The organism is Micrococcus sp. 2A, from assembly GCF_039519235.1.
Classification (GTDB): Bacteria; Actinomycetota; Actinomycetes; order Actinomycetales; family Micrococcaceae; genus Micrococcus.
The window spans coordinates 533,649-558,007 of the sequence record NZ_CP154351.1; the positions used below are offsets into that span (position 1 = coordinate 533,649).

Sequence of the window (24,359 nt, forward strand, 5' to 3'; positions counted from 1 at the left end):
CGGCCCCGCGCCGTGCGGGGCCCGTCCCCGGGCACTGACCAGCACGAGTGAGACCAGAATGACGGAAGGCCACCGATGAGGCTCGAACTGCGCGGGATCACCAAGCGCTTCGGCACCTTCGCCGCGAACGAGGACGTGAACCTGACCGTGGAGTCGGCGCGGGTGCACACCCTCCTCGGTGAGAACGGCGCAGGCAAGTCCACCCTGATGAACGTCCTGTTCGGCCTCTACGAGCCGACCGAGGGCGAGATCCTCCTGGACGGGGAGCCCGTCCGCTTCTCAGGGCCCGGCGAGGCCATGCGCGCCGGCATCGGCATGGTGCACCAGCACTTCATGCTGGTGCCCGTGTTCACGGTGGCGGAGAACGTGGCGCTCGGCGACGAGCACACCCGCGCTCTTGGGGTGCTGGACCTCGAGTCCACGCGCCGCCGCATCCGCGAGATCTCCGCCCAGTACGGGTTCGACGTGGACCCGGACGCCGTGGTCGAGGACCTGCCCGTGGGCGTGCAGCAGCGCGTGGAGATCATCAAGGCCCTGGTCCGCGACGCCCGCATCCTCATCCTCGACGAGCCCACCGCGGTGCTCACCCCGCAGGAGACCGACGAGCTGCTGGGCATCATCCGCCAGCTGCGCGCGGACGGCACGGCGATCGTGTTCATCTCCCACAAGCTGCGCGAGGTCAAGGCCGTCTCGGACGACATCACGGTGCTGCGCCGCGGCCGCGTGGTCGGCACCGCAGACCCCACGGCCGAGGCCTCCGAGCTGGCCGCGCTCATGGTGGGCCGCGACGTCGTCCTCGAGCGCCAGAAGACCCCCGCCACCCTGGGCGAGGAGACCTTCCGGTTGCGGGACCTCTCCGTGGTCTCACCCACCGGCCAGGTGCTGCTGGACTCCGTGTCCTTCGGCATCCGCCAGGGCGAGGTGCTCGCCGTGGCGGGCGTGCAGGGCAACGGCCAGACGGAGCTCACCGAGGCCATCATGGGCCTGGTCAAGGCCACCGGCTCCGTCACCCTGGACGGCGCGGAGCTGATCGGCCGCTCCACCCGGAGGATCATCCGCTCGGGTGTCGGCTTCGTGCCGGAGGACCGCTCCACGGACGGCCTCGTCGGCTCGTTCTCCGTGGCCGAGAACATGGTCCTGAACCGCTACGACGTGGCCCCGGCCGGCAACGCCCTGCAGATGCGCCCCTCCGCGGTGCGCCGGTTCGCCGAGACCCGCGTGGCCCGGTTCGACGTCCGCACCCAGGGCGTGGACCTGCCCGTCTCCTCGCTCTCGGGCGGCAACCAGCAGAAGGTCGTCATGGCCCGCGAGCTCGTGGACGGGCTGCGCCTGTTCATCGCCTCCCAGCCGACGCGCGGCGTGGACGTGGGCTCGATCGAGTTCCTCCACGACCGGATCATCGCCGAGCGTGACTCGGGCACCCCGGTGCTCATCGTCTCCACCGAGCTGGACGAGGTCCTCGAGCTCGCCGACCGGATCGCCGTGATGTACCACGGCCGGATCGTGGGCATCGTGCCCGGGGACACCTCGCGCGAGACGCTCGGCCTCATGATGGCCGGCCAGACCCCCGACGCCGTCGCCCCGGTCGCCACCGCACCCGCGGGCGCATCCACCGCCGCCCCCGCCCGCCCCACCTCGGAAGGAGAGCGCCCGTGAGCACCGCCGCACCGCTCAAGCCCGCGGCCGCGCCCGGCGCCGGCCGGCCCGCCCCCGCGGAGTCCGACTCCGCCCTGCGCCGGATCCTCTCCGGCAACGGCACCGTCACCGTCCTGGCGATCCTGCTGTCCCTGCTGGTCTCCGGCCTGCTGATCATCGCCGTGGACGAGGACGTCCAGGAGGCCCTCGGCTACTTCCTCGCCCGCCCGGGCGACCTGCTCGGCGCCGCCTGGACCGCGTTCTCGGAGGCCTTCGCGGCCCTGTTCCGCGGCGCGATCTTCAACTACGAGGCCTCCACGCTCCGCGGCATGCTCTACCCGCTGACGGAGACGCTGACGGTGGCCACGCCGCTGATCATCATCTCCCTGGGCATCGCGATCGCCTTCCGCGCGGGCCTGTTCAACATCGGCGGCCAGGGCCAGTTCGTCTTCGGCGCCATGTTCGCCACGTGGTTCGGCGTCCACCTGCAGCTGCCCTTCGGCGTGCACCTGCTCCTGGTGCTGATCATGGGCGCGCTCGGCGGCCTCCTGTGGGGCACCGTGGTGGGCGTGCTCAAGGCGCTCACCGGCGCCCACGAGGTGATCCTCACGATCATGCTCAACTACGTGGCCGTGAACCTGCTGGCCTACCTGCTCAACACCCCGGTGCTGCGCGCCCCCGGCAGCACGAACCCGATCTCGGAGTCGCTGCCGGCCACGGCCATGTTCCCGCGGATGTTCGGCGACGGCTTCCGCCTGCACTGGGGCTTCGTGGTGGCGCTGCTGGCCACCGCCTTCGCGTGGTGGCTCATGCAGCGCTCCACCCTCGGCTTCCGCCTACGCGCCGTGGGCGCCAACCCGGACGCCGCCCGCACCGCGGGCATCTCCGTCAAGGGCTCCTACGTGGCCGCCATGGCGATCTCCGGAGCCCTGGCCGGCCTGGCGGGCATGACGCACGTCTCCGGCACCGAGGGCAGCCTGAACGGCTCCGTGGCCGGATCCTTCGGCTTCGACGCGATCACCGTGGCGCTGCTGGGCCGGTCCAACCCGGTGGGCGTGCTCTTCGCCGGCCTGCTGTTCGGCGCCCTGCGCGCGGGCGGCGTGACCATGCAGTCCGAGACCGGCGTGCCGATCGACATCGTGCTCGTGGTCCAGTCGTTCATCGTGCTGCTGATCGCCGCCCCGCCGCTGGTGCGCACGATCTTCCGCCTGCCCGCCCCGGGTGCGGCCCGCGCCCGCCGCACCGCCGACCCCGTGACCCAGCCGGCCGTCGCCGGCGCCGCCGTCACCGGGGCCTCGGGTCAGGCCGCCGTCCCCGCCGAGTCGGTACAGGAGGCCGCCGCCGGCGCCTCCGCCGCGCCGACCCCCGCCGCCCAGCGTTCATCCGAGAAGGAGGGGCAGGACCGATGAGCACCGCCGTCACCGCCCATGAGACGCCGACCGTCCGCCCCGAGGCGGCCGAGCCGGAGCAGGTCGTGGTCCGCCACTGGACCGTCCCGATCGTCCTGAGCCTGTTCGCGCTGCTCTCCCTCGGGCTGTTCGCCGTGGGCGCGCCGTCCGAGACCGCCACCTTCCGCATCTCCGCGCCCGGGGATGCCGTCGCCCTGCCGGACCTCTCCGCGGACCCCGTGCTGTGGGGCTGGCTGCTCACCGGCCTGCTGATCGCGCTGGCGGCCCTGAGCTGGCTGACCATGCGTCGCACCGGCCGTGTGCCGGGGTGGGTCGCGGGGCTGTTCGCCCTGGCCTTCGTCGCCGCGTTCCTGATCTGGGTGATCGGCTCGGCGGACAACAGCACCGTGTTCCTCACCGGCCTCGTGGCGGGCTCCTTCGCGCTCGCCGTGCCGCTGATCTTCGGTTCGATGGCCGGCATCCTGGCCGAACGCTCCGGCGTGGTGAACATCGCGATCGAGGGCCAGCTGCTCTCCGGCGCGTTCACCGCCGCCGTGGTGGGCTCGCTCACCGGGTCCGTGTGGGCGGGCCTGGCCGCCGCCGTCGTCTCCGGCGTGCTGGTCTCCTGGCTGCTGGCCGTGTTCTCCATCAAGTACCTGGTGAACCAGGTGATCGTCGGCGTGGTGCTCAACGTGCTCGTGGCCGGCCTGACCAACTTCCTGTTCTCCACGGTGCTCACCGGCAGCGCCGGGATGAACCGGCCGCCGCACTTCGAGAACATCCGCATCCCCGTCCTCGCGGACATCCCCGTCCTGGGCCCGATCCTCTTCAACCAGACGATCCTGGGCTACGGGATGTACGCGATCGTCGTGGTGCTGTGGTTCGCCCTGTTCCGCACCCGCTGGGGGCTGCGCGTGCGCGCCGTGGGCGAGCACCCCAAGGCCGCGGACACCGTGGGCATCGACGTGAACCGCACCCGCTACCTCGCCGTCATGCTCGGCGGCGCGGTGGCCGGCATGGGCGGCGCGTTCTTCACCCTGGTGGCCTCGTCCTCGTTCTCGAAGGAGATGACGGCGGGCCAGGGCTTCATCGCCCTCGCCGCGGTGATCTTCGGCCGCTGGAACCCGATCGGCGCGTTCTTCGCGGCGCTGCTCTTCGGCTTCGCCACCAACATGCAGTACGTCCTGGCGATCCTGGGCACCCCGGTGCCGAGCCAGTTCATGGCGATGCTGCCGTACCTGGTCACGGTGTTCGCCGTCGCGGGCCTCGTGGGCCGCTCGCGCGGTCCCGCCGCGGCCGGCACGCCCTACGTGAAGGAGTGAGCGTGGACGTGGACTGGGCCGCCCTGCGCGCCGAGGCCCTCGCGGCCACCGCGCACGCCTACGTGCCGTACTCGGGCTTCCGGGTCGGGGCGGCGGCGCTCACCGCGGACGGGCGCGTGGTCCGCGGCTGCAACATCGAGAACGCGTCCTACGGGCTGACCCTGTGCGCCGAGTGCTCGCTCGTGGCGGACCTCCGCATGGGCGGGGGCGGGGCGCTCGTGGCGTTCGTGTGCGTCAACGGGGATGATGTGCTGACCATGCCGTGCGGCCGCTGCCGCCAGCTGCTGTGGGAGTTCCGGGCCCCCGGCATGGTCCTGCTGACCCCGTCGGGTCAGCGCACCATGGAACAGGTGCTCCCGGACGCCTTCGGCCCGGAGGACCTGGACCGCGCGGCCGACGCCGCGCCCGCCGCCGTCGCGGCCGACGCCTGACCGACCAGAGACGAGGACACCGTGAGCACCGAGAGCCAGAGCACCGCCGAGCCGTTCGACGCCATCGAGGTCATCCACGCCAAGCGGGACGGCCACGCGCTGACCCGCGAGCAGATCGACTGGGTGGTGGACGCCTACACGCGTGACGTCGTGGCGGACGAGCAGATGTCCGCCCTCACCATGGCGATCTTCCTCAACGGCATGGAGCGTCGGGAGATCGCAGAGTGGACCGCCGCCATGATCGCGTCGGGCGAGCGCATGGACTTCGCGGGGCTCACCACGCCGGAGGGTCGCCCCCTGGCCACCACGGACAAGCACTCCACGGGCGGCGTGGGGGACAAGATCACGCTGCCGCTGGCCCCGCTCGTGGCCTCCTACGGCGTGGCCGTCCCGCAGCTCTCCGGCCGCGGCCTCGGCCACACGGGCGGCACGCTGGACAAGCTCGAGTCCATCCGCGGCTGGCGTGCGGACCTCTCCAACCAGGAGATGATGCGGCAGCTGAGCGAGGTGGGCGCCGTCATCTGTGCCGCCGGCGCCGGTCTGGCGCCCGCGGACAAGCGCCTCTATGCCCTGCGCGACGTCACCGGCACGGTGGAGGCCATCCCGCTGATCGCCTCCTCCATCATGTCCAAGAAGATCGCCGAGGGCACCGGCACGCTCGTGCTCGACGTGAAGTGCGGCTCCGGCGCCTTCATGAAGAACGATGAGGACGCTCGCGAGCTGGCCCGCACCATGGTGGACCTCGGCCGCGACGCCGGGGTGAACACCACCGCGCTGCTCACCGACATGTCCGTGCCGCTCGGCCTGACCGCGGGCAACGCCCTCGAGGTGCGTGAGTCGGTGGAGGTGCTCGCCGGCGGCGGCCCCGCCGACGTCGTGGAGCTGACCGTGGAGCTCGCCCGCGCGATGCTCGCCGGCGCGGGCGTCACCGGCGTGGACCCCGCGGAGAACCTCCGCAACGGCCGCGCGATGGACGTCTGGACCCGCATGATCGAGGCGCAGGGCGGAGACCCGCGCGCGCAGCTCCCGACGGCGGCGCACACGGAGGCCGTGACCGCGGAGACGGACGGCGTGCTCACCGAGCTCGACGCGATGGCCGTGGGCCTGGCGGCGTGGCGCCTCGGCGCGGGCCGCGAGCGTCAGGGCCAGCCGGTCCAGGCGGGCGCGGGCGTCGAGCTGCACGCCCGCCCGGGCGACCGCGTGGCGAAGGGCCAGACGCTCATGACCCTGCACACCGACACCCCGGAGCGCTTCGAGCGCGCGAAGGCGGCGCTCGCCGGCGGCTGGGCCGTGGCCGAGGCGGACGAGGCGGCGGCTGCCGCGCTGCGGGAGCGCTCGGTGATCCTGGATCGGATCGGCTGAAGACGTCCGTGCTGGCCTGGCTCGAGGACACCATCCGGGAGGCGGCGGCGCAGTGGTGGGTCCTCCCGCTCACCGCGGCGCTGTGCCTGCTGGACGGCGTCGTGCCGGTCTTCCCCTCCGAGTCCGTGATCGTGGCCCTCGCCTCGATCGTGCATGACGGCCATCCGTTCTCCCTCGGGGCCCTCTGGGCGGCCGGCTTCCTCGGGGCGTTCCTCGGGGACCTCGCCGCCTACCTGATCGGGCGCTCGGTCGGGGTGGAGCGCTGGCGCTGGATGCGCACCGCGCGGATCCAGGCGAGCGTGGCCGTCGCGCGTCATCACCTCACGGACCACGGGGCGCTCATGCTCTTCACCGCCCGGTTCATCCCGGGCGGCAGGGTGGCCGTGAACCTCACCGCGGGGGCGGTCCGGTACCCGTTCTGGCGGTTCGGCCTGTTGGACGTGTTCTCCACCATGGCGTGGTCCGCGTACTCCATCCTGATCGCGCGTCTGACGGCCGGCTGGCTGCACAACGCGGTGCTGCAGATCCTGCTCTCCGTGGCGGTCGCCGGGGCCGTGGGACTCCTGGTGGACCGGGCCGTGAAGGCCGTGCTGCGCCGCCGCCTCGCGCGGGATGCCGGGGGCCTCACCCCGCAGGAGCACGAGGCCCTGGGCTGACTCGCTCCCTGTCGTAGAGTGAGGCCGTGAACACCGCCACGCAGACCCCGGACTCCGCCGCCCCCTCGCCCCTGCAGATCGACCTGGCCGCGTTGCCCAAGGTCTGCCTGCACGACCACCTCGACGGCGGCCTGCGCGTGGCCACCGTGCTCGAGCTCGCCCGCGAGGCGGGCACGGACGTCCCGGCCGAGAACGAGGACGCCCTCGCCGCGTGGATCGCCTCCCACGCCAACGGGGAGTCCCTCGAGAAGTACCTCGAGGTGTTCGCCCTGACCACGTCCGTGATGCAGACCCGCGAGCAGCTGCGCCGCGTGGCCCGCGAGTTCGTGGAGGACCTCGTGGAGGACGGCGTGGTCTACGCGGAGATCCGCTGGGCCCCGGAGCAGCATCTGACCGCCGGCCTGAGCCTGGACGAGGCCGTCGAGGCCGTGCAGGCGGGCCTCGAGGAGGCCGTGGACGCCGCCGACGAGGCCGGCCACCTGATCCGCGTGGGCCAGCTCCTCACGGCCATGCGCCACGCCGACCGCGCCCAGGAGATCGCCGAGCTCGCCGTCCGCCACCGCGAGAAGGGCGTGGTGGGCTTCGACATCGCCGGCGCCGAGGCCGGCTTCCCGCCCTCCCGCTTCGCCGAGACCTTCACCTGGCTCGCCGAGCAGCACCTGCCCGTCACGGTGCACGCCGGCGAGGGCGACGGACTGGCCTCCGTCCAGGACGCGCTCGTGCACGGCCGCGCCCTGCGCCTGGGCCACGGCGTGCGGATCGCCGACGACATCTCGGTGGAGTACGGCGCCGTGGACGAGGACGGCGAGCGCCTGCCCGAGGACACCGGGATCGTGGACCTCGGCCCCACGGCCGCGTGGGTGCGCGACCGCCAGATCGCCCTCGAGGTCTGCCCCTCCTCGAACCTGCAGACCGGGGCGGTCGCCGCCGCCGAGGGCATCGTGGGCCACCCGATCGACCTGCTCATGCAGCTCGGCTTCCGCGTCACCGTGAACACGGACAACCGCCTGGTCTCGGACGTCTCCCTCACGGACGAGCTGTACCTGCTGGCCGAGACCTTCGAGTACTCCCTGGCCCAGCTGCTGGACCTGCAGCTCAACGCCGCCGAGGCCGCCTTCCTGCCTGTGGACGAGCGGGAGGACCTCGCCGAGATCCTCGTGGCCGGCTGGGGCGAGGCCATCTCCGGCGGCGCCTCCGACGCCGCGCTCGAGGAGTTCGCGTCGGACGACGACGCCGAGGACGCCTGATCCGCGCGGGCGGGGCCACCCATGAGTGCGGCGGTCGACCGTCTGGTCGGGGTGGTCGAGGCGCTGCGCGACCACTGCCCCTGGACGGCCGCGCTCACCCACGCCGACCTCACGGAGCACCTCGTGGAGGAGGCGTACGAGGCGGTCGCCGAGATCGAGTCCCGCGACGCCGAGTCCTGGGCGGACACGGCGGCGCGGCGCGCGGACGGCTCCTACGCGGCGCTGGCCGGGGAGATGGGCGACGTCCTCTTCCAGGTGGTCCTGCACGCGGCGGTCTCGCGTGCGCCGGGGGCGCCGACGGCGGCGGCCGGCTTCCGCCTCGACGACGCCGCGGACGCGCTCGCGGCCAAGATGATCCGCCGCAACCCCCTCGTGCTCACCCCCGAGGGCGGCCTGCGTTCGGCCGAGGAGCGGGCCGCCGTGACGCCCGAGGCCGTCGAGCTGGCGTGGGAGCGGGTCAAGGCCGCCGAGCGCGCCGCTGCCGCCCGCGCCGCCTCGAGCCTCCGCGACGACGGGGAGAGCGGTGCGGGCGCGAGCAGTGCCGGCGACGCCGCCGTCTCCTTCGGCGACATCCCCGACCGGCTCCCCGCGCTGGCTGCCGCCGCGATGATCGCCGACCGTGCCGCCCGGCAGCCCGAGGACCCGCTCCGGAGGCACGCGCCGCTCGCCCCGGCCGAGCACGCGGGCGCCGACGTCGCCGACGTCGCTGGCTGGGCGGACGAGGCCGAGCTCGGCCGCGAGCTGTTCGCCCTGGTGCGTCGTGCCCGCGCCGCCGGCCTGGACCCCGAGCGGGCCCTGCGCGCCCTCACCGTCCGCGTGCGCGCGGGGGAGTGGGACGCGCTCAGCGCCGCCCCCGACGCCGGCTGACCGAGCGCCCGTCAGGCGGTCCGTGGCGCGGGGCACGCCGGTAGGCTGAGGACGTGCCCGCCGATGCGCACGCTTCGACTCGATTGAAGGAGACCCGTTCCATGGCCCTGATCGACGCCATCCACGCCCGCGAGATCCTCGACTCCCGCGGCAACCCCACCGTCGAGGTGGAGGTGCTGCTCACCGACGGCTCCCTCGGCCGCGCCGCCGTCCCCTCGGGCGCCTCGACGGGCGAGTTCGAGGCCGTCGAGCGCCGCGACGGGGACAAGGACCGCTACCTCGGCAAGGGCGTCCGGGACGCCGTCGCCGCCGTGGGCGAGCTCGCGGAGGAGCTCGAGGGCGAGTTCGCGGCGGACCAGCGCGCCGTGGACCGCCTCATGCTGGACATGGACGGCACGGAGAACAAGGGCAAGCTCGGCGCCAACGCGGTGCTCGGCGTCTCCATGGCCGTGGCCGTGGCCGCCGCGCAGTCCGCGGACCTGCCCCTCTACAAGTACCTGGGCGGCCCGAACGCCCACGTGCTGCCCGTGCCCATGATGAACATCCTCAACGGCGGCGCCCACGCGGACTCCAACGTGGACATCCAGGAGTTCATGATCGCCCCGATCGGTGCGCCCTCCTTCGCGGAGGCCCTGCGCTGGGGCGCCGAGGTCTACCACGAGCTCAAGAAGGTGCTCCAGGAGAAGGGACTGTCCACCGGCCTGGGCGACGAGGGCGGCTTCGCCCCCTCGCTGGAGTCCAACCGCGCCGCCCTGGACCTGATCGGCGAGGCCGTGGGCCGCGCCGGCTACACCCTCGGCACGGACATCGCCCTCGCGCTGGACGTGGCCTCCTCCGAGTTCTTCGAGAACGGCTCCTACACCTTCGAGGGCCAGCAGCGCTCCGCGGAGGACATGGCCGCCTACTACGGCGAGCTCGTGGACAACTACCCGATCGTCTCCATCGAGGACCCGCTCGACGAGGACGACTGGGAGGGCTGGAAGCACCTCACCGAGCAGCTCGGCGAGCGCGTGCAGCTCGTGGGCGACGACCTCTTCGTCACCAACGTGGAGCGCCTCCAGCGCGGCATCGACGAGCGCTCGGCCAACGCCCTGCTGGTGAAGGTGAACCAGATCGGCTCGCTCACCGAGACCTTCGACGCGATCGCCCTGGCTCAGCGCCACATGTTCCGCTGCATGATCTCGCACCGCTCGGGCGAGACCGAGGACACCTTCATCGCGGACCTCGCCGTGGCCACCAACGCCGGCCAGATCAAGACCGGCGCCCCGGCCCGCTCGGACCGCGTGGCCAAGTACAACCAGCTGCTGCGCATCGAGGAGGACCTGGGCGACGCCGCCGTGTACGCCGGCCGCTCCGCGTTCCCGCGCCACCAGGGCTGACCCGCTCCGCCCACCGAGACGGCCGCGCCCCCGCACCGGGGCGCGGCCGTCGCCGTCCCTCCTCCCAGGCGGGCCGACTACCCTGGAGGCGTCCCCGCGACCGCACCGCACCGGTCCCGCGATCCCCGAAGGAGTCCGCGCATGAGCCCTCGCCGCCCCCGCGTTCCCCGGGTGGACCCCGCGCTCGCGCCGCAGGATCCCGATGCCGCCGCACCCCGCGCGACGCCGGATCCGACCCCGGCCGCCGAGCCCACTCGGCAGGCCCGCCCCGAGCCGGTCACGCTGCAGGTGGTGACCACCGGGCCCGCGGAGGAAGAGGAGGACGCCGAGGAGTCGGCGCCGTCCTCATCAGCCCCGGCCACGGCGGACGAGGCACCGCCGCGGGCACCGCGTCGCGCGGCGCAGGCCGGTGCGGTCAGCCAGGCCGCCCGTCGTCGTGCTCCGCTGCCCGAGCCGGTCCCCGCCCGCCAGATCACGGGCCGCTCCCTCCTCGTGGTGGCCGCGCTCCTCGTGGCCGCCGTGCTGGTGGCCCCCACCCTGCGCGTGTTCCTGAACCAGCAGCTGGAGATCTCCGCCACGCGAGCGGACATCGCCGAGCGCAAGGAGGAGCAGGCCCGGTACGAGGAGCGCATCCGCCGGTGGGACGACCCCGCCTACGTGGCGCAGCAGGCCCGGGACCGCCTGGACCTCGTGATGCCGGGAGAGACCCTCTACACCGTCTCCGGCCTGCCCGAGGAGGGCGCCGCGCCGGCGGAGGACGAGGATCAGCCCGCTCCCACCGACGCCGTGAACGCCCGCCTGCCGTGGGCCGAGGGCCTGTGGGACTCGGTGGTCCGCTCCGCCACGCAGTGACCGTCCGCCGCCCGGCCCGCCCCCGCCATCCACTTTCGAAGGACGCCATGACCGACACCTCCCGCCCCGCCGCCTCCGACGCCGCGTCCCGCGCCGTCACCGACGAGGACCGCGACACGCTCTCGCTGCAGCTCGGCCGCCCCGTGCGCGACGTGGTGGAGATCGGCGCGCGCTGCGTGTGCGGCAACCCGCTCGTGGCCACCACAGCCCCGCGGCTGTCCAACGGCATCCCGTTCCCCACCACCTTCTACCTGACGCACCCCGTGCTGACCGCGGCGGTCTCGCGCCTCGAGGCGGACGGGGAGATGGCACGCATGAACGAGAGGCTCGCCACGGACCCGGAGCTCGCCGCCGCGCACCGCGCCGCGCACGAGGCCTACCTCGCCGAGCGGGCCCGCGTGGGCGCCGACGCCGGCACGGGCGAGGTCCCGGAGATCGACGGGATCTCGGCCGGCGGCATGCCGGAGCGCGTGAAGTGCCTGCACGTGCTCGTGGGCCACGCGCTCGCGGGGGGACCCGGCGTGAACCGCCTGGGCGACGAGGCGCTCGCGCTCGTGGCCGAGTGGTGGACCCCGGACTCCTGCGCGTGCGAAGGCGCGTGGGACGCCGACGCCGCCGTGCCCACCCGCGACCTCTCCCGCCACGTGAAGCACCTGGAGCGCGTGGCGGAGCTGGAGCGGATCACCGTGGCCGGCGTCGACTGCGGGACCAACTCGATCCGCCTGCTCATCTCCCGTCCCGCGGAGGGCGCGGACGGCGCCGCCGCCCCGCTCGCCGACGTCGTGCGCGAGATGCGCGTGGTGCGCCTGGGGGAGGGTGTGGACGCGACCGGTGCGTTCGCCGAGGCCGCCCTCGAGCGCACGTTCGCCGCGGTGGACGAGTACGCCCGCCTGGTCCAGCGCCACCACGCCGGCCGCGTGCGCTTCGTGGCCACCTCCGCCAGCCGCGACGTCTCCAACCGGGCCGGGTTCGTGGCCGGGGTGGCCGAGCGCCTGGGGGTGGAGCCCGAGGTGGTCTCGGGCGAGGAGGAGGCGCGGCTCTCCTTCTCCGGCGCGGTCTCCGCCGTGGACGTCGCGGGACTCGGCGCGGAGGACCTGATCCTCGTGGTGGACCTCGGCGGCGGCTCCACCGAGTTCGTGGTGGGCACCGCGGACGGCGCGGTGGTGGACGCCGTGAGCACGGACATGGGCTGCGTGCGCTTCACCGAGCGCTTCCTGCACTCGGACCCGCCGTCGGCGGACGAGGTGGCGGCGGCGCGGGCCGCCGTCGGGGAGATCCTCGACGACGTCGCCGCCCGCCTGCCGCTCGAGCGCGTCGCCCGCGTGGTCGGCGTGGCGGGGACCGTGACCACCGTGACCGCGGAGGCCCTCGGCCTCGAGGAGCACGACGCCGAGCGGATCCACGGCACGCACCTCCCCGTGGAGCGCTTCCGCGCGGCCGCCGAGGCCCTGCTGGCGGCCTCGAGGTCCCAGCGTGCCGAGCGCGGCTTCCTGCATCCGGGACGAACGGACGTGATCGGCGCCGGCTCCCTCATCTGGGCCCAGCTGCTCGAGCGCGTCGCAGCGGTCTCCGGCGTGGCGGAGGCGTGGGCGAGCGAGCACGACATCCTCGACGGGATCGTGCTGTCCCTGCGCTCCTGAAGGGGCCCCGAGGGGCTGAGCCGGCGGCCGGGCTGGGCGTAGGATGGGCACCATGTCACTCACCCCTGAGCTCTCTCCCCAGCCGCGCCTGCTGATCGTCGGCGGCGGCTATGCCGGCTTCCACATCGCCAAGGCCCTGCAGACGAAGGTGAAGGATCGGGGTGGCGTCGTCACCCTGGTGGACCCCCTGCCCTACATGCAGTACCAGCCCTTCCTGCCCGAGATCGTGGGCGGCCACATCGAGGGCCGCCACGCCGTGGTGGACCACCAGACCCACCTCAAGGACACCGAGGTCGTCCGCGGCACCGTCGTGAAGGTGGAGCACGCCCGCAAGGTCGCCACCGTGCGCGGCGAGGACGGCGCCGAGTTCGAGCTCCCCTACCAGGACGTCGTCATGACGGCCGGCGCCACCACGCGCGTCTTCCCGATCCCGGGCCTGGGCGAGAACGGGATCGGCCTGAAGACCGTGGAGGAGGCCGTCGCGCTGCGCAACCAGATCCTGGAGCGCCTCGACGCCGCGTCCCTGTCCACCGACGCCGAGGAGCGCCGACGGGCCCTGACCTTCGTGGTGGTCGGCGGTGGCTTCGCCGGCATCGAGACGGTGGCGGAGATGGAGAACGTCATCCGCACCGCCGTGGAGCGCAACGAGCGTCTCTCCCAGTCCGAGGTCCGCATCGTCCTCGTCGAGGCCATGGGCCGCATCATGCCCGAGGTCTCCGAGGACCAGGCCGAGAACGTGGTGAAGCACCTGCAGGACCGCGGCATCGAGGTCCTCCTGAACACCTCGCTGGGCGATGCGACCGGCCGCGTCATGACGCTGACCGACATGAAGAGCGAGGACAAGGCCGTCAAGGAGAAGTTCCCGGCGGACACCCTCGTGTGGACCGCGGGCGTGGCCGCCAACGGCGTGGCCAAGCAGACCGACTTCCCCGTGGAGCAGCGCGGCCGCATCGAGGTCACCCCCACCCTCCAGGTGAAGGACGGCGAGTCCGGCGTGCTCGAGGGCGCGTGGGGCTGCGGCGACGTGTGCGCCGTGCCCGACCTCACCGGCTCCGGCCCCGGCGGCTTCTGCGTGCCGAACGCCCAGCACGCCGTGCGCCAGGCCAAGCAGCTGGCCGCCAACTACATGGCCGTCCGCCACGGCGAGGGCGAGGTCGCGGAGTACGTGCACAAGTCCCTCGGCGCCGTCGCCGGCCTCGGCTTCCTCAAGGGCGTCGGCAACCCGATGGGCCTGAAGATCAACGGCGTGCCGGCCTGGCTCGCCCACCGCGGCTACCACATCTACGCCATGCCCACCCTGGAGCGCCGCTTCCGCATCGCCTCGGGCTGGATCGCCGAGACCCTCTTCGGCCGTGACACCACCTCCGTGAGCGGCCAGGACACCCCGTTCAACGCCTTCCGCGCGGCGGCCGGCGTCGAGCTGGAGCCCGTCCGCTTCGAGCAGCGCGAGCGGGACACGGCCCAGGCTGAGCCCGCGATCTGATCCTGCCGACCCGCGGCGGCCCCGTCCGAGGAATCGGGCGGGGCCGCTGCTCGTCCGCGGTGTGCGGGGCCCGCCCCGCCGCCGCCCCCGTGGCCCAACTGGCAGAGGCGGCCGACTTAAAATCGGTGTGTTGCGGGTTCGAGTCCCGCCGGGGGCACCAGGGGTGCCGCGCGCTCGGTGCGCCGGCAGGCCCACCCAGCGCAGGCCCAGGAACTGCGCCCACCGTGAACAGCCGACGGGCGCATGCGGGGGATCGCCGTCGCCCGGAGACGTCCGTGGAGCATCCCGATATACTGGAGCGGATCCTCCGGAGCATGCGCGGCGTCCCCCCGGCGTCCGCGTGACCGGGCCGACCATGACCCAAGGAGCACGCCGTGGCCAACCCGGTGATGAACTCACAGAACTTCCAGCAGCAGATGCATGCCGGCCAGCAGCAGCCGGGGTGGTACCAGGGCGGCACGCAGAGCGCCCAGGCCCCCTACGGCCAGCCGCCGTCGCCCTACGGCCAGGCCCAGGCGTTCGGCGCCGGCCAGGCCGCCCAGCAGCACGCGCACCAGCAGAGCATGGAGGACGCGTTCCGCGGCCCCGCCGCCGGTGCCGAGCACACGGGCCGCATGACCTACAACGACATCATCGGCAAGACCGGGCTCATGCTGATCCTCGTGATCGTGGGCGCGGCGGTCGGCTGGGCCCTGCCCGCGCTCATGGCGATCGGCGCGATCGTGGGCCTCGTCCTCGGCCTGGTCAACTCGTTCAAGAAGAACCCCTCGCCGGCCCTGATCATGCTCTACGCGCTGGCCGAGGGCCTGTTCATCGGCGGCATCTCGCGGGTGTTCGAGAGCAGCTACCCGGGCATCGTGGTGCAGGCCGTGCTCGGCACGTTCTCCGTGTTCGCCGTGATGCTCGCGCTCTACACCTCGGGCAAGTTCCGCCCCACGCCGAAGATGACCAAGATCGTCATGGCCGCCATGCTCGGCTACCTCCTCTTCTCCCTGATCAACATGGTCCTGACCTGGACCGGTGTGCTCGAGGGCTTCGGCATGCGTGAGGGCCCCCTCGGCCTGCTGATCGGCGCCGTGGCCGTGCTCCTCGCCGCGTACTCCCTCACCATGGACTTCGAGATGGGTGCGGAGGGCGTGAAGGCCGGAGCTCCGCAGAAGTACTCCTGGACCGTGGCCTTCGGCCTGACGGTCACGCTCGTGTGGCTGTACGTGGAGATCCTTCGCCTCCTGGCGATCTTCCGCAACAACGACTGACCCGGCGCCGGGCGGCCTCCCGCCCCCCGCCGGCTCCCGCAGGCCGCCCCGTCCCTCACCGGACGGGGTGGCCTGCGTGCTGAACGCGTAGATTGGGCATGATCGCCCCCGCCCCCTCACTGCTCAGGAGCTCGTGTGACCCCCTCTGAGACGCCTCCGGCCGCCTTCGGCGCGGCCGCGGCCGGCGGCACCCAGTACCGCCTCGAGCGGGCGGGCGCCGAGGCCGTCGTCGTCGGCCTGGCCGGCGCGCTGCGCACGTACCGCGTGCACGGGGTGGACCTCACGGAGCCCTACGGCGAGGACGTGATCCCGCCCGCCGGCAACGGCATCCAGATGAGCCCGTGGCCCAACCGCGTGGCCGCCGGCCGCTGGAGCCTGGGCGGGGTCGAGCAACAGCTGGACATCACCGAGCCGGCCCGCGGCCACGCGATCCACGGGCTGCTGCGGAACACGCAGTTCGTGCCCGAGCAGGTCTCCGCGCACGAGGTGCGCCTGCGCGCGGAGGTCCACCCGCAGCACGGCTGGCCCTTCCGCCTCACGCACCGCGTCGCGTACGCGCTCGGCGACGACGGCGCCCTCACGGTCACCATGGAGCTGGAGAACCACGCGGCCGCCGCCGCGCCCGTCGCGTTCGGAGCGCACCCCTACCTGCGCGTCGGGGACGTGCCGACCCAGGACCTCACGCTCACCGTCCCCGCCGCGGCCTGGATCCGCACGGGGGAGGACCTGATCCCCGTGGAGACCCTGTCCGTGGAGGGCACGGACCGCGACTTCCGTGCCGGACGCGCCGTGGGCACGGCCGGCCTCGACGTCGGCCTCACGCAGCTGCGGGCCGACGACGACGGACGCCACCGCCAGACCCTCCGCGCCCCGGACGGCCGGTCCGTGACCCTGTGGACCGATCCGGCCTTCGCCTGGACCCACGTGTTCGTGACCGACCGGCTCCCGGGCCGGGAGACCGCCCTCGCCGTGGAGCCGCTCACGGCCCCCGCGGACGCCCTGAACTCGGGTGAGGGCCTGCACCGCCTCGCCCCCGGCGCCCGCTGGTCCGCCCAGTGGGGCCTCATCCCGTCCATCGCACCCGAGGAGACCGACGCATGAGCTCCACGCTCTCCGCGCAGACCAAGATCAACAAGGACGTGCCCTACGGGCTGACGGTGGCCGCGGCGTGGTCATGGCGCATCGTGGCGATCATCGTGGGCCTCGCCGTCGTGTGGCACCTGGCGAGCTTCGTCAGCCTGATCATCATCCCGCTGCTCGTGGCCGCCCTGCTCGCCACGCTGCTCGCCCCGGTCTACGAGGCACTGCGCAAGGGCGGGGTCACCAAGGTCCTCGCGTCGCTCCTGTGCGTGCTGCTGCTGATCCTCGTGGTGGTCGGGCTCGCCGCGCTGGCGGGCCAGCAGGTCGTCCAGGGGTTCGCCGACCTGAGCGAGAGGCTCGGCCAGGCCGTGGACGGCGCCGTCGCCTGGCTGGGCACCATGGGCGTGAACACGCAGATCAGCTCGGAGAGCCTGGACAGCGTGTGGCAGACGATCCGGGACCACTCGGGCGCGGTCATGGACAGCGCGCTGAGCTTCGGCACCACCGCGGCCAACATCGGCACCGGCGTCTTCATCGCCCTGTTCACCCTGATCTTCTTCCTCTACGACGGCGACCGCATCTGGCGCTTCCTGCTGCTCTTCGTGCCCAAGGCGCACCGCCACACCGTCGACCGCGCGGGCCGCTCCGGCTGGCACTCCCTCGGCTCCTACGTGCGCGTGCAGATCCTGGTGGCCTTCATCGACGCCGTGGGCATCGGCCTGGGCGCGCTGCTCCTCGGGGTGCCGCTGCCCATTCCGCTCGCGGTGCTCGTGTTCCTGGCCTCCTTCATCCCCATGGTCGGCGCCGTGGTCAGCGGCGGCCTGGCCGTGCTCCTGGCCCTCATGGCCAATGGGCCGGTCAACGCGCTGCTCATGCTCGGCGTGGTCATCCTCGTGCAGCAGCTGGAGTCGAACGTCCTCCAGCCGCTCGTGATGGGCAAGGCGGTCGCGCTGCATCCGCTCGCCGTCTTCCTCGCCGTGGCCACCGGCTCCACCGTGATGGGCCTCGTGGGCGCCGTCTTCTCCGTGCCGCTGCTCGCGTTCGTGAACTCGTTCATCCGAGGGCTCAGCGTCGAGGAGCCGGAGTCCCTCACCTCCCGTTCCGACGCACACCTCGACCCGGCAGCGTCCGTGGACGCCGCGGGATCGCACAGGCACGTCCCCGACGACCACCAGGACCCCGCCCTGGCCTCCCAGGAGGAGGCCGCCACGCACACGGACCGCGCGTGAGCGCCGCACAGGGAGAAGGGGACGTCGGCCACGTGGCCGGATCCGACGTCGGGGTGCGCTGGGTGCGCCCCGCGCCGCGGGACCCCGCGGCAGATCCGGGTCATTCCCTGCCCGTGACCCTGGCCGACGTCGAGCGGGCCCGGGAGGTGCTCGCCGACGTCGCCGAGGTGACCCCGCTGCAGCACGCGCGTCCGCTCAGCCGGGAGGCGGGCACCCCGGTGCACCTCAAATGCGAGAACCTGCAGCGCGCAGGATCGTTCAAGGTGCGCGGCGCGTACGTGCGCATGGCCGCGCTCTCCCCCGAGGAGCGGGCGCGCGGCGTGGTGGCCGCCTCCGCCGGCAACCACGCGCAGGGCGTGGCCTCGGCGGCGGCGCGGCTCGGCATCCGTGCGCGGATCGTGATGCCCCGCGGCGTCGCCCTGCCGAAGCTGCAGGCCACGCGGGAGCACGGCGCCGAGGTCGTGCTGCACGGGTCCACCGTGGACGAGGCGCTCGCGGAGGCCCAGCGGCACGCCGACGAGACGGGCGCGGTGTTCATCCACCCGTTCGACAGCGCCGACGTGGTGGCCGGCCAGGGGACCGTGGGCCTCGAGATCCTGGATGCCCTGCCCGAGGTGGACACCGTCATCGTGGGCATCGGCGGTGGCGGGCTGATCTCCGGCGTCGCCGTCGCCATGAAGGAGAGGGCCCGCCTCTCCGGGCGCGAGGTCCGCGTGGTAGGGGTGCAGGCGGCGGGCGCGGCGGCCTATCCGCCCTCGCTCGCCGAGGGCCGCGCGCAGGCCCTCGAGCACACCTCCACCATCGCGGACGGGATCGCGGTGGGACGGCCCGGCGCCGTGCCGTTCGCGATCGTCTCCGCGCTCGTGGACGCGGTCGTCACCGTGACCGACGACGAGATCGCCGCGGCCCTCGTGCACCTGCTGGAGCGCTCCAAGCTCGTGGTGGAGCCGGCGGGCGCGGTGGGGGTGGCGGCGCTGCTCTCCGGGCGCGTCGCGGACCTGGGCTTCGAGCTCGGCACCACCGCGGTGGTGCTCTCCGGCGGGAACATCGACCCCATGCTGCTGCTGAAGTCCATCCAGTCCGGCCTCTCGGCCGCGGGCCGCTACATGACCGTGCGGATCCCGCTGCGGGACCGGCCGGGCGAGCTCGCGACGATCTCCCGGATCATCGCGGAGGAGGAGGTCAACGTGGTGCGCGTGGACCACACGCGCGTGGGCCCGCAGCTCTCCCTGGGCGGGGTGCACATCACGATCGACATGGAGACGCGCGGCCACGAGCACTCCCTCGCGGTGCTCGAGGCGCTGCGGTCCGCCGGCTACAGCCCTCGGCAGCACCTCTGAGAGGCGCCGCCCGGCGCGTCAGTCGGACGTGACCCCGGCCGCGGTGGCCGCGATCGCGCCGCCGCGCCCGGCCACCGCCGCCCGCACGGCCTGCACCAGCAGGTCGGAGCGGGTGAGGGCCTCGATGCGGCGGGTGAACTCGCGGCGGTCGTAGCGCTCGTGCGCGCCGGGCAGCAGACGGCGGGCGAGGTTGAGGTGCTGGAGGATTCCGAGGAGCAGGACGTCCTCGGCGGTGGGATCGGCCTCGTCCAGCACGACGGCGGTGAGGTGGGACGTGAGGCCGTCCTTGACGGAGGTGGTCACCGGCACGCGGCGGGTGGTGAGGAAGGCCTTGTGCTCCTCGAGCTCCCCGGTCTCCACGAGGTGCGCCGCCACGGGCTTGAGCGCCGCCGGCCTGCCCTTGGCGACCACCGCGGACACCTTCTCGCCGGAGAGCGCGTCCACGCCCGGGAGCAGCCCGTCCAGCACGGGGTCGCCCGCCGTGCCGCCGGCCACCACCCACAGCCGGGCGGACGCCACGGGGGCGTCCTCCACCCGCACCATGCCCGCCTCGCGCAGGTCCGCGAGCGCGGCGGCGGACAGGGCGATCCCGTGGTGGGCAGGGGACTCGGAGCGGCCGTCGGCGCGGGTGAGGAGCAGGTGGGTCTTCTCGGCGGTGAGCATGGCCACAGCGTAGCAACGCCGGGGGACGCACGACGGCGGCCGGTGCGCCCGCTCTCGGGTGCTCCGGCCGCCGTCGCGCGTGCCCGGGGAGGGGTCAGCCCTTGTACGGCTGGACGTCCTTGACCTCGACCTTGATCTCCTTGCCGTTCGGCGCGGTGTAGGTGACCTTGTGGCCCTTCGTGGCGCCGTTGATGGCCTCGCCGAGCGGGGAGCGCTCGGAGTAGACCTCGAGGGACTCGTCGTCGGCCGCGATCTCGCGGTTGCCGAAGAGGAACGTCATCTCGTCGCCGGCGACGACGGCGGTCACCACGGTGCCCGGGTGCACGGCGCCGTCGTTCTCGGCGGCCTCGCCCACGCGGGCGGTCTCGAGGAGGTGCTTGAGCTCGGCGATGCGGCCCTCGTTCTTGGACTGCTCCTCGCGGGCGGCGTGGTAGCCGCCGTTCTCCTTGAGGTCGCCCTCGTCGCGGGCCGCCTCGATGCGCTCGATGATCTCCTGGCGCCCGGGGCCGGAGATGTGCTCGAGCTCCTTGGACAGGCGATCGAACGCCTCCTGGGTCAGCCACGGGGCGTCGGACTGGTTCGTCGTCATACTGGCCGCCTTTCTCGTCGTCATTGGGGATGGGTGGGCGTGGTCGGCGCGGACGGGGGTCCGGGGCCGGCCTGCGCGCACATGCGAAGAACCCCGCCGTCCAGGTGACCGCGGGATCCTGGAGGGATCCGCAGGCGCCTGCCTGACCGGCGGGGCGGGAAACTCGGGCCAGTCTACGTCAGCGGCGGGCGTCACACCAAGGTCCACGGGTGCGCGGCGGGAGGACGGTGATCGTCCGCCGGCCGGTCGGGGGCGCGTCAGCGACTGGTCAGGGGCGCGTCAGACGGCGCGGCACGTGTCCACGACCCCGGTCACGCCCCGGCCGACCGTGCGGACGTCCACGGTGTAGGACCAGGTGGAGTCGGAGGGCCGCGTCCGCTCGTCGGCGGGGAGCGATTCGGGCCGCACCGTGCGGAAGCCCACCGGGGCGGCCTGGGCGTCCATCACCACGATGTCGCACTCGGCGGTGACGTCCTCCGGGACGCTCACCTGGAACGTGACGCGCGCGAGGGAGTCGTCCACGATCTCGTAGCCGATCTCCTTGGACTCGATCCGCCCCACCGAGACGCTCAGGCCGATCACGATCGCCAGGGCCACGGCGGAGAGGAACGCGACGACACCCAGGGCGATCCAGGCGCGTCGGCGGCCCGGGCGCGACTGGTCCGTCCCGTAGCGGTTGGCTAGGGTGGGCTCCTGCGCGTGAGCGGCGTGCGGGGTGGCGGAGGACATCGCCGCCCAGCCTATCCTGCACGGTCCGTGCGGCGCCGCTGAGCCGCTCCCCTGCACCCCCTCCGCCCCGTCGAAAGCGAGCCACCGACCGTGAACGCGCAGCCCTCCGCCACCACCGATCCGGCCGCGCGGGTGCCGGCCTCGCAGGGTCTGCGCCTCATGGCCGTGCACGCCCACCCGGACGACGAGTCCTCAAAGGGCGCGGCCATGATGGCCGCCTACGTGGAGGCCGGCGCCGAGGTGATGGTGGTGACCTGCACGGGCGGCGAGGCCGGCGACCTGCTGAACCCGCAGTACGAGGACGCCGTGCGCACGGATCGGGACATCGCCGCGGTGCGCCGGGACGAGATGGCCGAGGCCGTGGCCGCGCTCGGCATCCGGCACGAGTGGCTGGGCTTCCTCGACTCCGGCCTGCCCGAGGGCGACCCGCTGCCGGCCCTCCCGTCGAACTGCTTCGCCGTGACGCCGCTGCGCACCGCCGCCGCCCCGCTGGTGTCCCTCGTGCGGAGCTTCCGGCCCCATGTGCTGATCGCGTACGACGAGGAGGGCGGCTACCCGCACCCGGACCACATCCAGGCGCACCACGTGACGGTCGAGGCCTACCGCGCCGCCGGCGATCCGGCGGCGTACCCCGAGACCGGCCCCGCGTGGGAGGTCTCGAAGCTGTACTACGACCGCGCGTTCAACCCGGAGAAGTACCGCACGCTCCACGAGGCGTTCGTGGCGGCCGGGGACGAGTCCCCCTTCGGCCAGCGGATGTCCTTCTACGCACAGATGGAGACCATGCGGGAGGTGCTGCGCCGTCGGGAGGCCGGGGAGGACGTCCCGGACCCGGAGCACGTGCCCGCGTGGGTGATGCCGGACCACCCCGTGACCACGCAGGTCCCCGTGGCCGACTACCTCGAGCACCGGGACGCCGCCCTGCGCGCGCACCGCACCCAGGTGGACCCGGACGGCCCGTTCTTCGCCGCCCCGAACGAGATGCTGCGGGCCGCGTGGCCGTGGGAGGACTACTGCCTCGTGGACTCCCGCGTGCCCACGCAGCTGCCGGAGGACGACGTCTTCGCCGGGCTGCGCTGAGCCGGCCGGCCGGTAGAGTGGTCGGTCGTGATCACCCTGTCTGGCCTGTCCCTCGCCCTCTCCGCCGCCGCGGTGGCCGCGAGCACGGCGCCCCTGCCGGCCGCGCCCGAGCCCACCCTGCGTCCCGGCCTCGAGGAGGCGGACGTGACCCCGGGCATCGAGGGGTTCCTGTTCACCGCCCTCATGGTGGCCATGGCCGTCATCGTGCTGCGGCTCATGGTCCGCTCCGTGCGCCGCGTGCAGCAGCGCTCCCCGCAGGCCGAGGCCATGCTCGTGGACCGGCACCAGCGGCACCTCCCGGAGGAGGTCCGGGAGGGCGGCGAGCACCTGGACGCCGACGCCGAGGACCGCCTCGAGCGCCTCCGCGCCAAGTACCCCGGCTACCTCGCCGAGCCCACCCCGGAGCCGAAGGCGCCGGACACCGGACGCCCCTGACCCGCGCGTCGTCCCCCAGGACGAGGGAGCCGCCGCCGCTCAGCGCGCGGCCAGGACCACCATCATGATGGCCACGAAGTGGCACACGAACCCGCCCACCGTGAACACGTGGAAGAGCTCGTGGAAGCCGAACCACTCACGGTGGATCGTGGGCGCCTTCAGGGCATAGAACACGGCCCCCACGATGTACGCCGCGCCGCCGGCGCACACGAGGACGGCGGCGGGCACGCTCGCGGCGAAGAAGTCGCCGATGAACAGCAGCGCCGCCAGGCCCAGGAGCACGTACACGGGCGTGTACAGCCAGCGCGGCGCGTCCGTCCACACGACGCGGAACGCGACGCCGGCCACCGCGCCCACCCACACGAGCGTGAGCAGCAGCCGGGCCGTGTCCGGCGGCAGCATCGCCAGCGCGAGCGGCGTGTACGTCCCGGAGATCACGAGCATGATGTTCGTGTGGTCCAGCCGCTTGAGCACGCGGGAGACCGTCTCGTTCCACTGGATGAGGTGGTAGGTGGCCGAGACGCCGAACAGCAGCAGCCCGGTGATCACGTAGACCACGCACGCGGCGCGCAGGTGCGGCGGCGCCAGGGCGATCAGCACGATGCCCGCCACGAGCACGAGCGGGGCCATCACCGCGTGCACCCAGCCGCGCAGCCGCGGCTTGTACAGGGGGTGCTCGGGGTCGCGGACCCGTTCGATCCGCCAGCGCGGGGGTCGGGGCCGGGTGGTGGCGTCCGTGCGGGGCGTCGCGTCGTCCATGCCCTCCATCTTCCTCCTCTGCCGGTGGTGCCGCCTCCAGGGACCTCCGAGGCGGACGCACGTATCCTGAGACCTCCGGAACCTGCCGCCCGGCCCCTCGGCCGGCCGTGAAAGCGAGGTGCGCCGTGCGCCAGCCCGACGTCTTCTACCGCCTGTACGAGCGGCGACTGGCCCGCGGCCTGGACGCGGAGCGCCTCCCGCACCACGTGGGCGTGCTCGTGGACGGCAACCGCCGCTGGGCCCGCGCGTTCGGCGCCACCACGCAGGAGGGGCACCAGGCCGGTGCGGAGCGGATCCTGGACTTCATCGGGTGGTGCGACGACGTCGGGGTGCCCGTGGTGACCCTGTACATGCTCTCCACCGAGAACCTCAGCCGCCCCGAGGAGGAGCTCGCGCCCCTGCTGGAGATCATCATGTCCACCGCCGAGCGCCTCGCCGAGCCGACCGAGGGCCGGCGGCCCGTGCGCGTGCAGCCGGTTGGCGCCGTGGACCTGCTCCCGCCCGGCATGGCCCGGCGGCTGCGCGCCCTCGCGGAGCGCACGCAGGGGCACGACGGGGTGCACGTGAACGTGGCGGTGGGCTACGGGGGCCGGCTCGAGATCGTGGACGCGGTGCGCGAGCTGCTGCGCGAGGCCGACGCCGAGGGCCGCTCTGCCGCGGACGTGGCCGCCGAGCTGACGGTGGACAAGATCTCCTCGCGCCTCTACACCCGCGGCCAGCCGGACCCGGACCTGGTGATCCGCACCTCGGGTGAGCAGCGGCTCTCCGGCTTCCTCACGTGGCAGTCCGCGTACTCGGAGTTCTACTTCTGCGAGGCCATGTGGCCCGCGTTCCGCCGCGTGGACTTCCTGCGTGCCCTGCGCGACTACGGCTCGCGGCAGCGTCGCTTCGGCGCCTGAGGCGCGGCGCACTGGCCACGGTGCTGGGCTCCGCACCG

23 protein-coding genes and 1 tRNA gene are annotated in these 24,359 nt (G+C 73.5%); 20 read left to right on the plus strand and 4 right to left on the minus strand.

Features of this window, described 5'->3' with window-relative positions; all coding sequences use genetic code 11:
• Nucleotides 1–75 precede the first annotated feature (75 nt).
• The 17 genes from AAG742_RS02495 to ilvA all read left to right on the plus strand — a co-directional run bounded on the left by AAG742_RS02495 (nt 76) and on the right by ilvA (nt 19,167).
• The gene (locus AAG742_RS02495; protein ID WP_319075128.1) at nt 76–1,656 is read left to right on the plus strand and encodes an ABC transporter ATP-binding protein; all 1,581 of its coding nucleotides are present in this window, start codon (nt 76–78) and stop codon (nt 1,654–1,656) included.
• Nucleotides 1,653–3,044 (plus strand): ABC transporter permease, encoded by a 1,392-nt coding sequence (locus AAG742_RS02500; RefSeq protein ID WP_298985608.1) that lies wholly within the window; start codon nt 1,653–1,655, stop codon nt 3,042–3,044. Before AAG742_RS02495 ends, AAG742_RS02500 begins: the two co-directional genes overlap by 4 nt.
• Complete coding sequence (locus AAG742_RS02505) at nt 3,041–4,345, plus strand: ABC transporter permease (RefSeq protein ID WP_298714050.1); 1,305 nt, start codon at nt 3,041–3,043, stop codon at nt 4,343–4,345. Before AAG742_RS02500 ends, AAG742_RS02505 begins: the two co-directional genes overlap by 4 nt.
• 2 nt (nt 4,346–4,347) lie before the next feature.
• Entirely contained in the window at nt 4,348–4,776 is a 429-nt protein-coding gene (locus tag AAG742_RS02510; protein ID WP_298714053.1) for a cytidine deaminase, read from the plus strand.
• A 21-nt stretch (nt 4,777–4,797) separates the two neighbouring features.
• Nucleotides 4,798–6,138, plus strand: coding sequence for a thymidine phosphorylase (locus AAG742_RS02515; protein WP_343282242.1), 1,341 nt, complete (start codon nt 4,798–4,800; stop codon nt 6,136–6,138).
• Between the two features lie 8 nt (nt 6,139–6,146).
• Entirely contained in the window at nt 6,147–6,794 is a 648-nt protein-coding gene (locus AAG742_RS02520) for a DedA family protein (RefSeq protein ID WP_248115417.1), read from the plus strand.
• Between the two features lie 26 nt (nt 6,795–6,820).
• Nucleotides 6,821–8,041 carry an adenosine deaminase gene (locus AAG742_RS02525; RefSeq protein WP_343282243.1) on the plus strand — a complete coding sequence of 407 codons (1,221 nt, stop codon included), beginning with the start codon at nt 6,821–6,823 and terminating at the stop codon, nt 8,039–8,041.
• A gap of 21 nt (nt 8,042–8,062) precedes the next feature.
• Nucleotides 8,063–8,908, plus strand: coding sequence for a MazG nucleotide pyrophosphohydrolase domain-containing protein (locus AAG742_RS02530; RefSeq protein WP_343282244.1), 846 nt, complete (start codon nt 8,063–8,065; stop codon nt 8,906–8,908).
• Between the two features lie 101 nt (nt 8,909–9,009).
• Complete coding sequence (eno, locus tag AAG742_RS02535; RefSeq protein WP_248115420.1) at nt 9,010–10,287, plus strand: phosphopyruvate hydratase; 1,278 nt, start codon at nt 9,010–9,012, stop codon at nt 10,285–10,287.
• 141 nt (nt 10,288–10,428) lie between these two features.
• Nucleotides 10,429–11,139 carry a septum formation initiator family protein gene (locus AAG742_RS02540; protein WP_343282245.1) on the plus strand — a complete coding sequence of 237 codons (711 nt, stop codon included), beginning with the start codon at nt 10,429–10,431 and terminating at the stop codon, nt 11,137–11,139.
• A gap of 47 nt (nt 11,140–11,186) precedes the next feature.
• Complete coding sequence (locus tag AAG742_RS02545) at nt 11,187–12,779, plus strand: DUF501 domain-containing protein (protein ID WP_343282246.1); 1,593 nt, start codon at nt 11,187–11,189, stop codon at nt 12,777–12,779.
• Nucleotides 12,780–12,831: 52 nt separating this feature from the next.
• Nucleotides 12,832–14,262, plus strand: a complete 1,431-nt coding sequence (locus AAG742_RS02550) for an FAD-dependent oxidoreductase (protein ID WP_298714073.1) — start codon at nt 12,832–12,834, stop codon at nt 14,260–14,262.
• Between the two features lie 83 nt (nt 14,263–14,345).
• Nucleotides 14,346–14,422: transfer RNA gene (locus tag AAG742_RS02555), tRNA-Leu, on the plus strand.
• A gap of 214 nt (nt 14,423–14,636) precedes the next feature.
• Nucleotides 14,637–15,518 carry a Bax inhibitor-1/YccA family protein gene (locus AAG742_RS02560; protein ID WP_248115423.1) on the plus strand — a complete coding sequence of 294 codons (882 nt, stop codon included), beginning with the start codon at nt 14,637–14,639 and terminating at the stop codon, nt 15,516–15,518.
• Between the two features lie 135 nt (nt 15,519–15,653).
• The gene (locus AAG742_RS02565) at nt 15,654–16,619 is read left to right on the plus strand and encodes an aldose 1-epimerase family protein (protein WP_248115424.1); all 966 of its coding nucleotides are present in this window, start codon (nt 15,654–15,656) and stop codon (nt 16,617–16,619) included.
• Entirely contained in the window at nt 16,616–17,827 is a 1,212-nt protein-coding gene (locus tag AAG742_RS02570; RefSeq protein WP_298985631.1) for an AI-2E family transporter, read from the plus strand. Before AAG742_RS02565 ends, AAG742_RS02570 begins: the two co-directional genes overlap by 4 nt.
• A gap of 53 nt (nt 17,828–17,880) precedes the next feature.
• The gene (gene ilvA / locus AAG742_RS02575) at nt 17,881–19,167 is read left to right on the plus strand and encodes a threonine ammonia-lyase (protein ID WP_298985811.1); all 1,287 of its coding nucleotides are present in this window, start codon (nt 17,881–17,883) and stop codon (nt 19,165–19,167) included.
• Nucleotides 19,168–19,185: 18 nt separating this feature from the next.
• Here ilvA and AAG742_RS02580 read toward each other — a convergent pair whose 3' ends face one another.
• The 3 genes from AAG742_RS02580 to AAG742_RS02590 form a co-directional block, all read right to left on the minus strand.
• Nucleotides 19,186–19,830, minus strand: coding sequence for a GPP34 family phosphoprotein (locus tag AAG742_RS02580; protein WP_248115426.1), 645 nt, complete (start codon nt 19,828–19,830; stop codon nt 19,186–19,188).
• A gap of 94 nt (nt 19,831–19,924) precedes the next feature.
• Nucleotides 19,925–20,419, minus strand: a complete 495-nt coding sequence (gene greA / locus AAG742_RS02585) for a transcription elongation factor GreA (RefSeq protein ID WP_248115427.1) — start codon at nt 20,417–20,419, stop codon at nt 19,925–19,927.
• Between the two features lie 279 nt (nt 20,420–20,698).
• Nucleotides 20,699–21,148: a DUF4307 domain-containing protein gene (locus AAG742_RS02590; protein WP_343282247.1), complete on the minus strand. Its 450-nt coding sequence runs from the start codon at nt 21,146–21,148 to the stop codon at nt 20,699–20,701.
• A 159-nt stretch (nt 21,149–21,307) separates the two neighbouring features.
• Here AAG742_RS02590 and mca point away from each other — a divergent pair, with 159 nt between their 5' ends.
• A complete protein-coding gene (gene mca / locus AAG742_RS02595; RefSeq protein ID WP_298714266.1) occupies nt 21,308–22,228 on the plus strand; it encodes a mycothiol conjugate amidase Mca in 921 nt (306 codons plus the stop codon).
• Nucleotides 22,229–22,255: 27 nt separating this feature from the next.
• The gene (locus AAG742_RS02600) at nt 22,256–22,663 is read left to right on the plus strand and encodes a hypothetical protein (RefSeq protein ID WP_298714081.1); all 408 of its coding nucleotides are present in this window, start codon (nt 22,256–22,258) and stop codon (nt 22,661–22,663) included.
• 39 nt (nt 22,664–22,702) lie between these two features.
• Here AAG742_RS02600 and AAG742_RS02605 read toward each other — a convergent pair whose 3' ends face one another.
• Entirely contained in the window at nt 22,703–23,422 is a 720-nt protein-coding gene (locus AAG742_RS02605) for a hemolysin III family protein (RefSeq protein WP_248115430.1), read from the minus strand.
• Between the two features lie 125 nt (nt 23,423–23,547).
• On the opposite strand from AAG742_RS02605, the gene AAG742_RS02610 reads away from it, so the two are divergent.
• The gene (locus tag AAG742_RS02610; RefSeq protein WP_298714085.1) at nt 23,548–24,321 is read left to right on the plus strand and encodes an isoprenyl transferase; all 774 of its coding nucleotides are present in this window, start codon (nt 23,548–23,550) and stop codon (nt 24,319–24,321) included.
• Nucleotides 24,322–24,359: the final 38 nt, after the last annotated feature.

Excerpts from the sequence above, each read along its gene's own strand:
- AAG742_RS02540 (WP_343282245.1), top strand. The coding sequence starts at position 10,429 with ATGAGCCCTCGCCGCCCCCGCGTTCCCCGGGTGGACCCCGCGCTCGCG.
- eno (WP_248115420.1), top strand. The coding sequence starts at position 9,010 with ATGGCCCTGATCGACGCCATCCACGCCCGCGAGATCCTCGACTCCCGC.
- AAG742_RS02505 (WP_298714050.1), top strand. The coding sequence starts at position 3,041 with ATGAGCACCGCCGTCACCGCCCATGAGACGCCGACCGTCCGCCCCGAG.
- AAG742_RS02550 (WP_298714073.1), top strand. The coding sequence starts at position 12,832 with ATGTCACTCACCCCTGAGCTCTCTCCCCAGCCGCGCCTGCTGATCGTC.
- AAG742_RS02605 (WP_248115430.1), bottom strand. The coding sequence starts at position 23,422 with ATGGACGACGCGACGCCCCGCACGGACGCCACCACCCGGCCCCGACCC.
- AAG742_RS02570 (WP_298985631.1), top strand. The coding sequence starts at position 16,616 with ATGAGCTCCACGCTCTCCGCGCAGACCAAGATCAACAAGGACGTGCCC.
- AAG742_RS02495 (WP_319075128.1), top strand. The coding sequence starts at position 76 with ATGAGGCTCGAACTGCGCGGGATCACCAAGCGCTTCGGCACCTTCGCC.
- greA (WP_248115427.1), bottom strand. The coding sequence starts at position 20,419 with ATGACGACGAACCAGTCCGACGCCCCGTGGCTGACCCAGGAGGCGTTC.
- AAG742_RS02580 (WP_248115426.1), bottom strand. The coding sequence starts at position 19,830 with ATGCTCACCGCCGAGAAGACCCACCTGCTCCTCACCCGCGCCGACGGC.
- AAG742_RS02530 (WP_343282244.1), top strand. The coding sequence starts at position 8,063 with ATGAGTGCGGCGGTCGACCGTCTGGTCGGGGTGGTCGAGGCGCTGCGC.
- AAG742_RS02590 (WP_343282247.1), bottom strand. The coding sequence starts at position 21,148 with ATGTCCTCCGCCACCCCGCACGCCGCTCACGCGCAGGAGCCCACCCTA.
- mca (WP_298714266.1), top strand. The coding sequence starts at position 21,308 with ATGGCCGTGCACGCCCACCCGGACGACGAGTCCTCAAAGGGCGCGGCC.
- AAG742_RS02545 (WP_343282246.1), top strand. The coding sequence starts at position 11,187 with ATGACCGACACCTCCCGCCCCGCCGCCTCCGACGCCGCGTCCCGCGCC.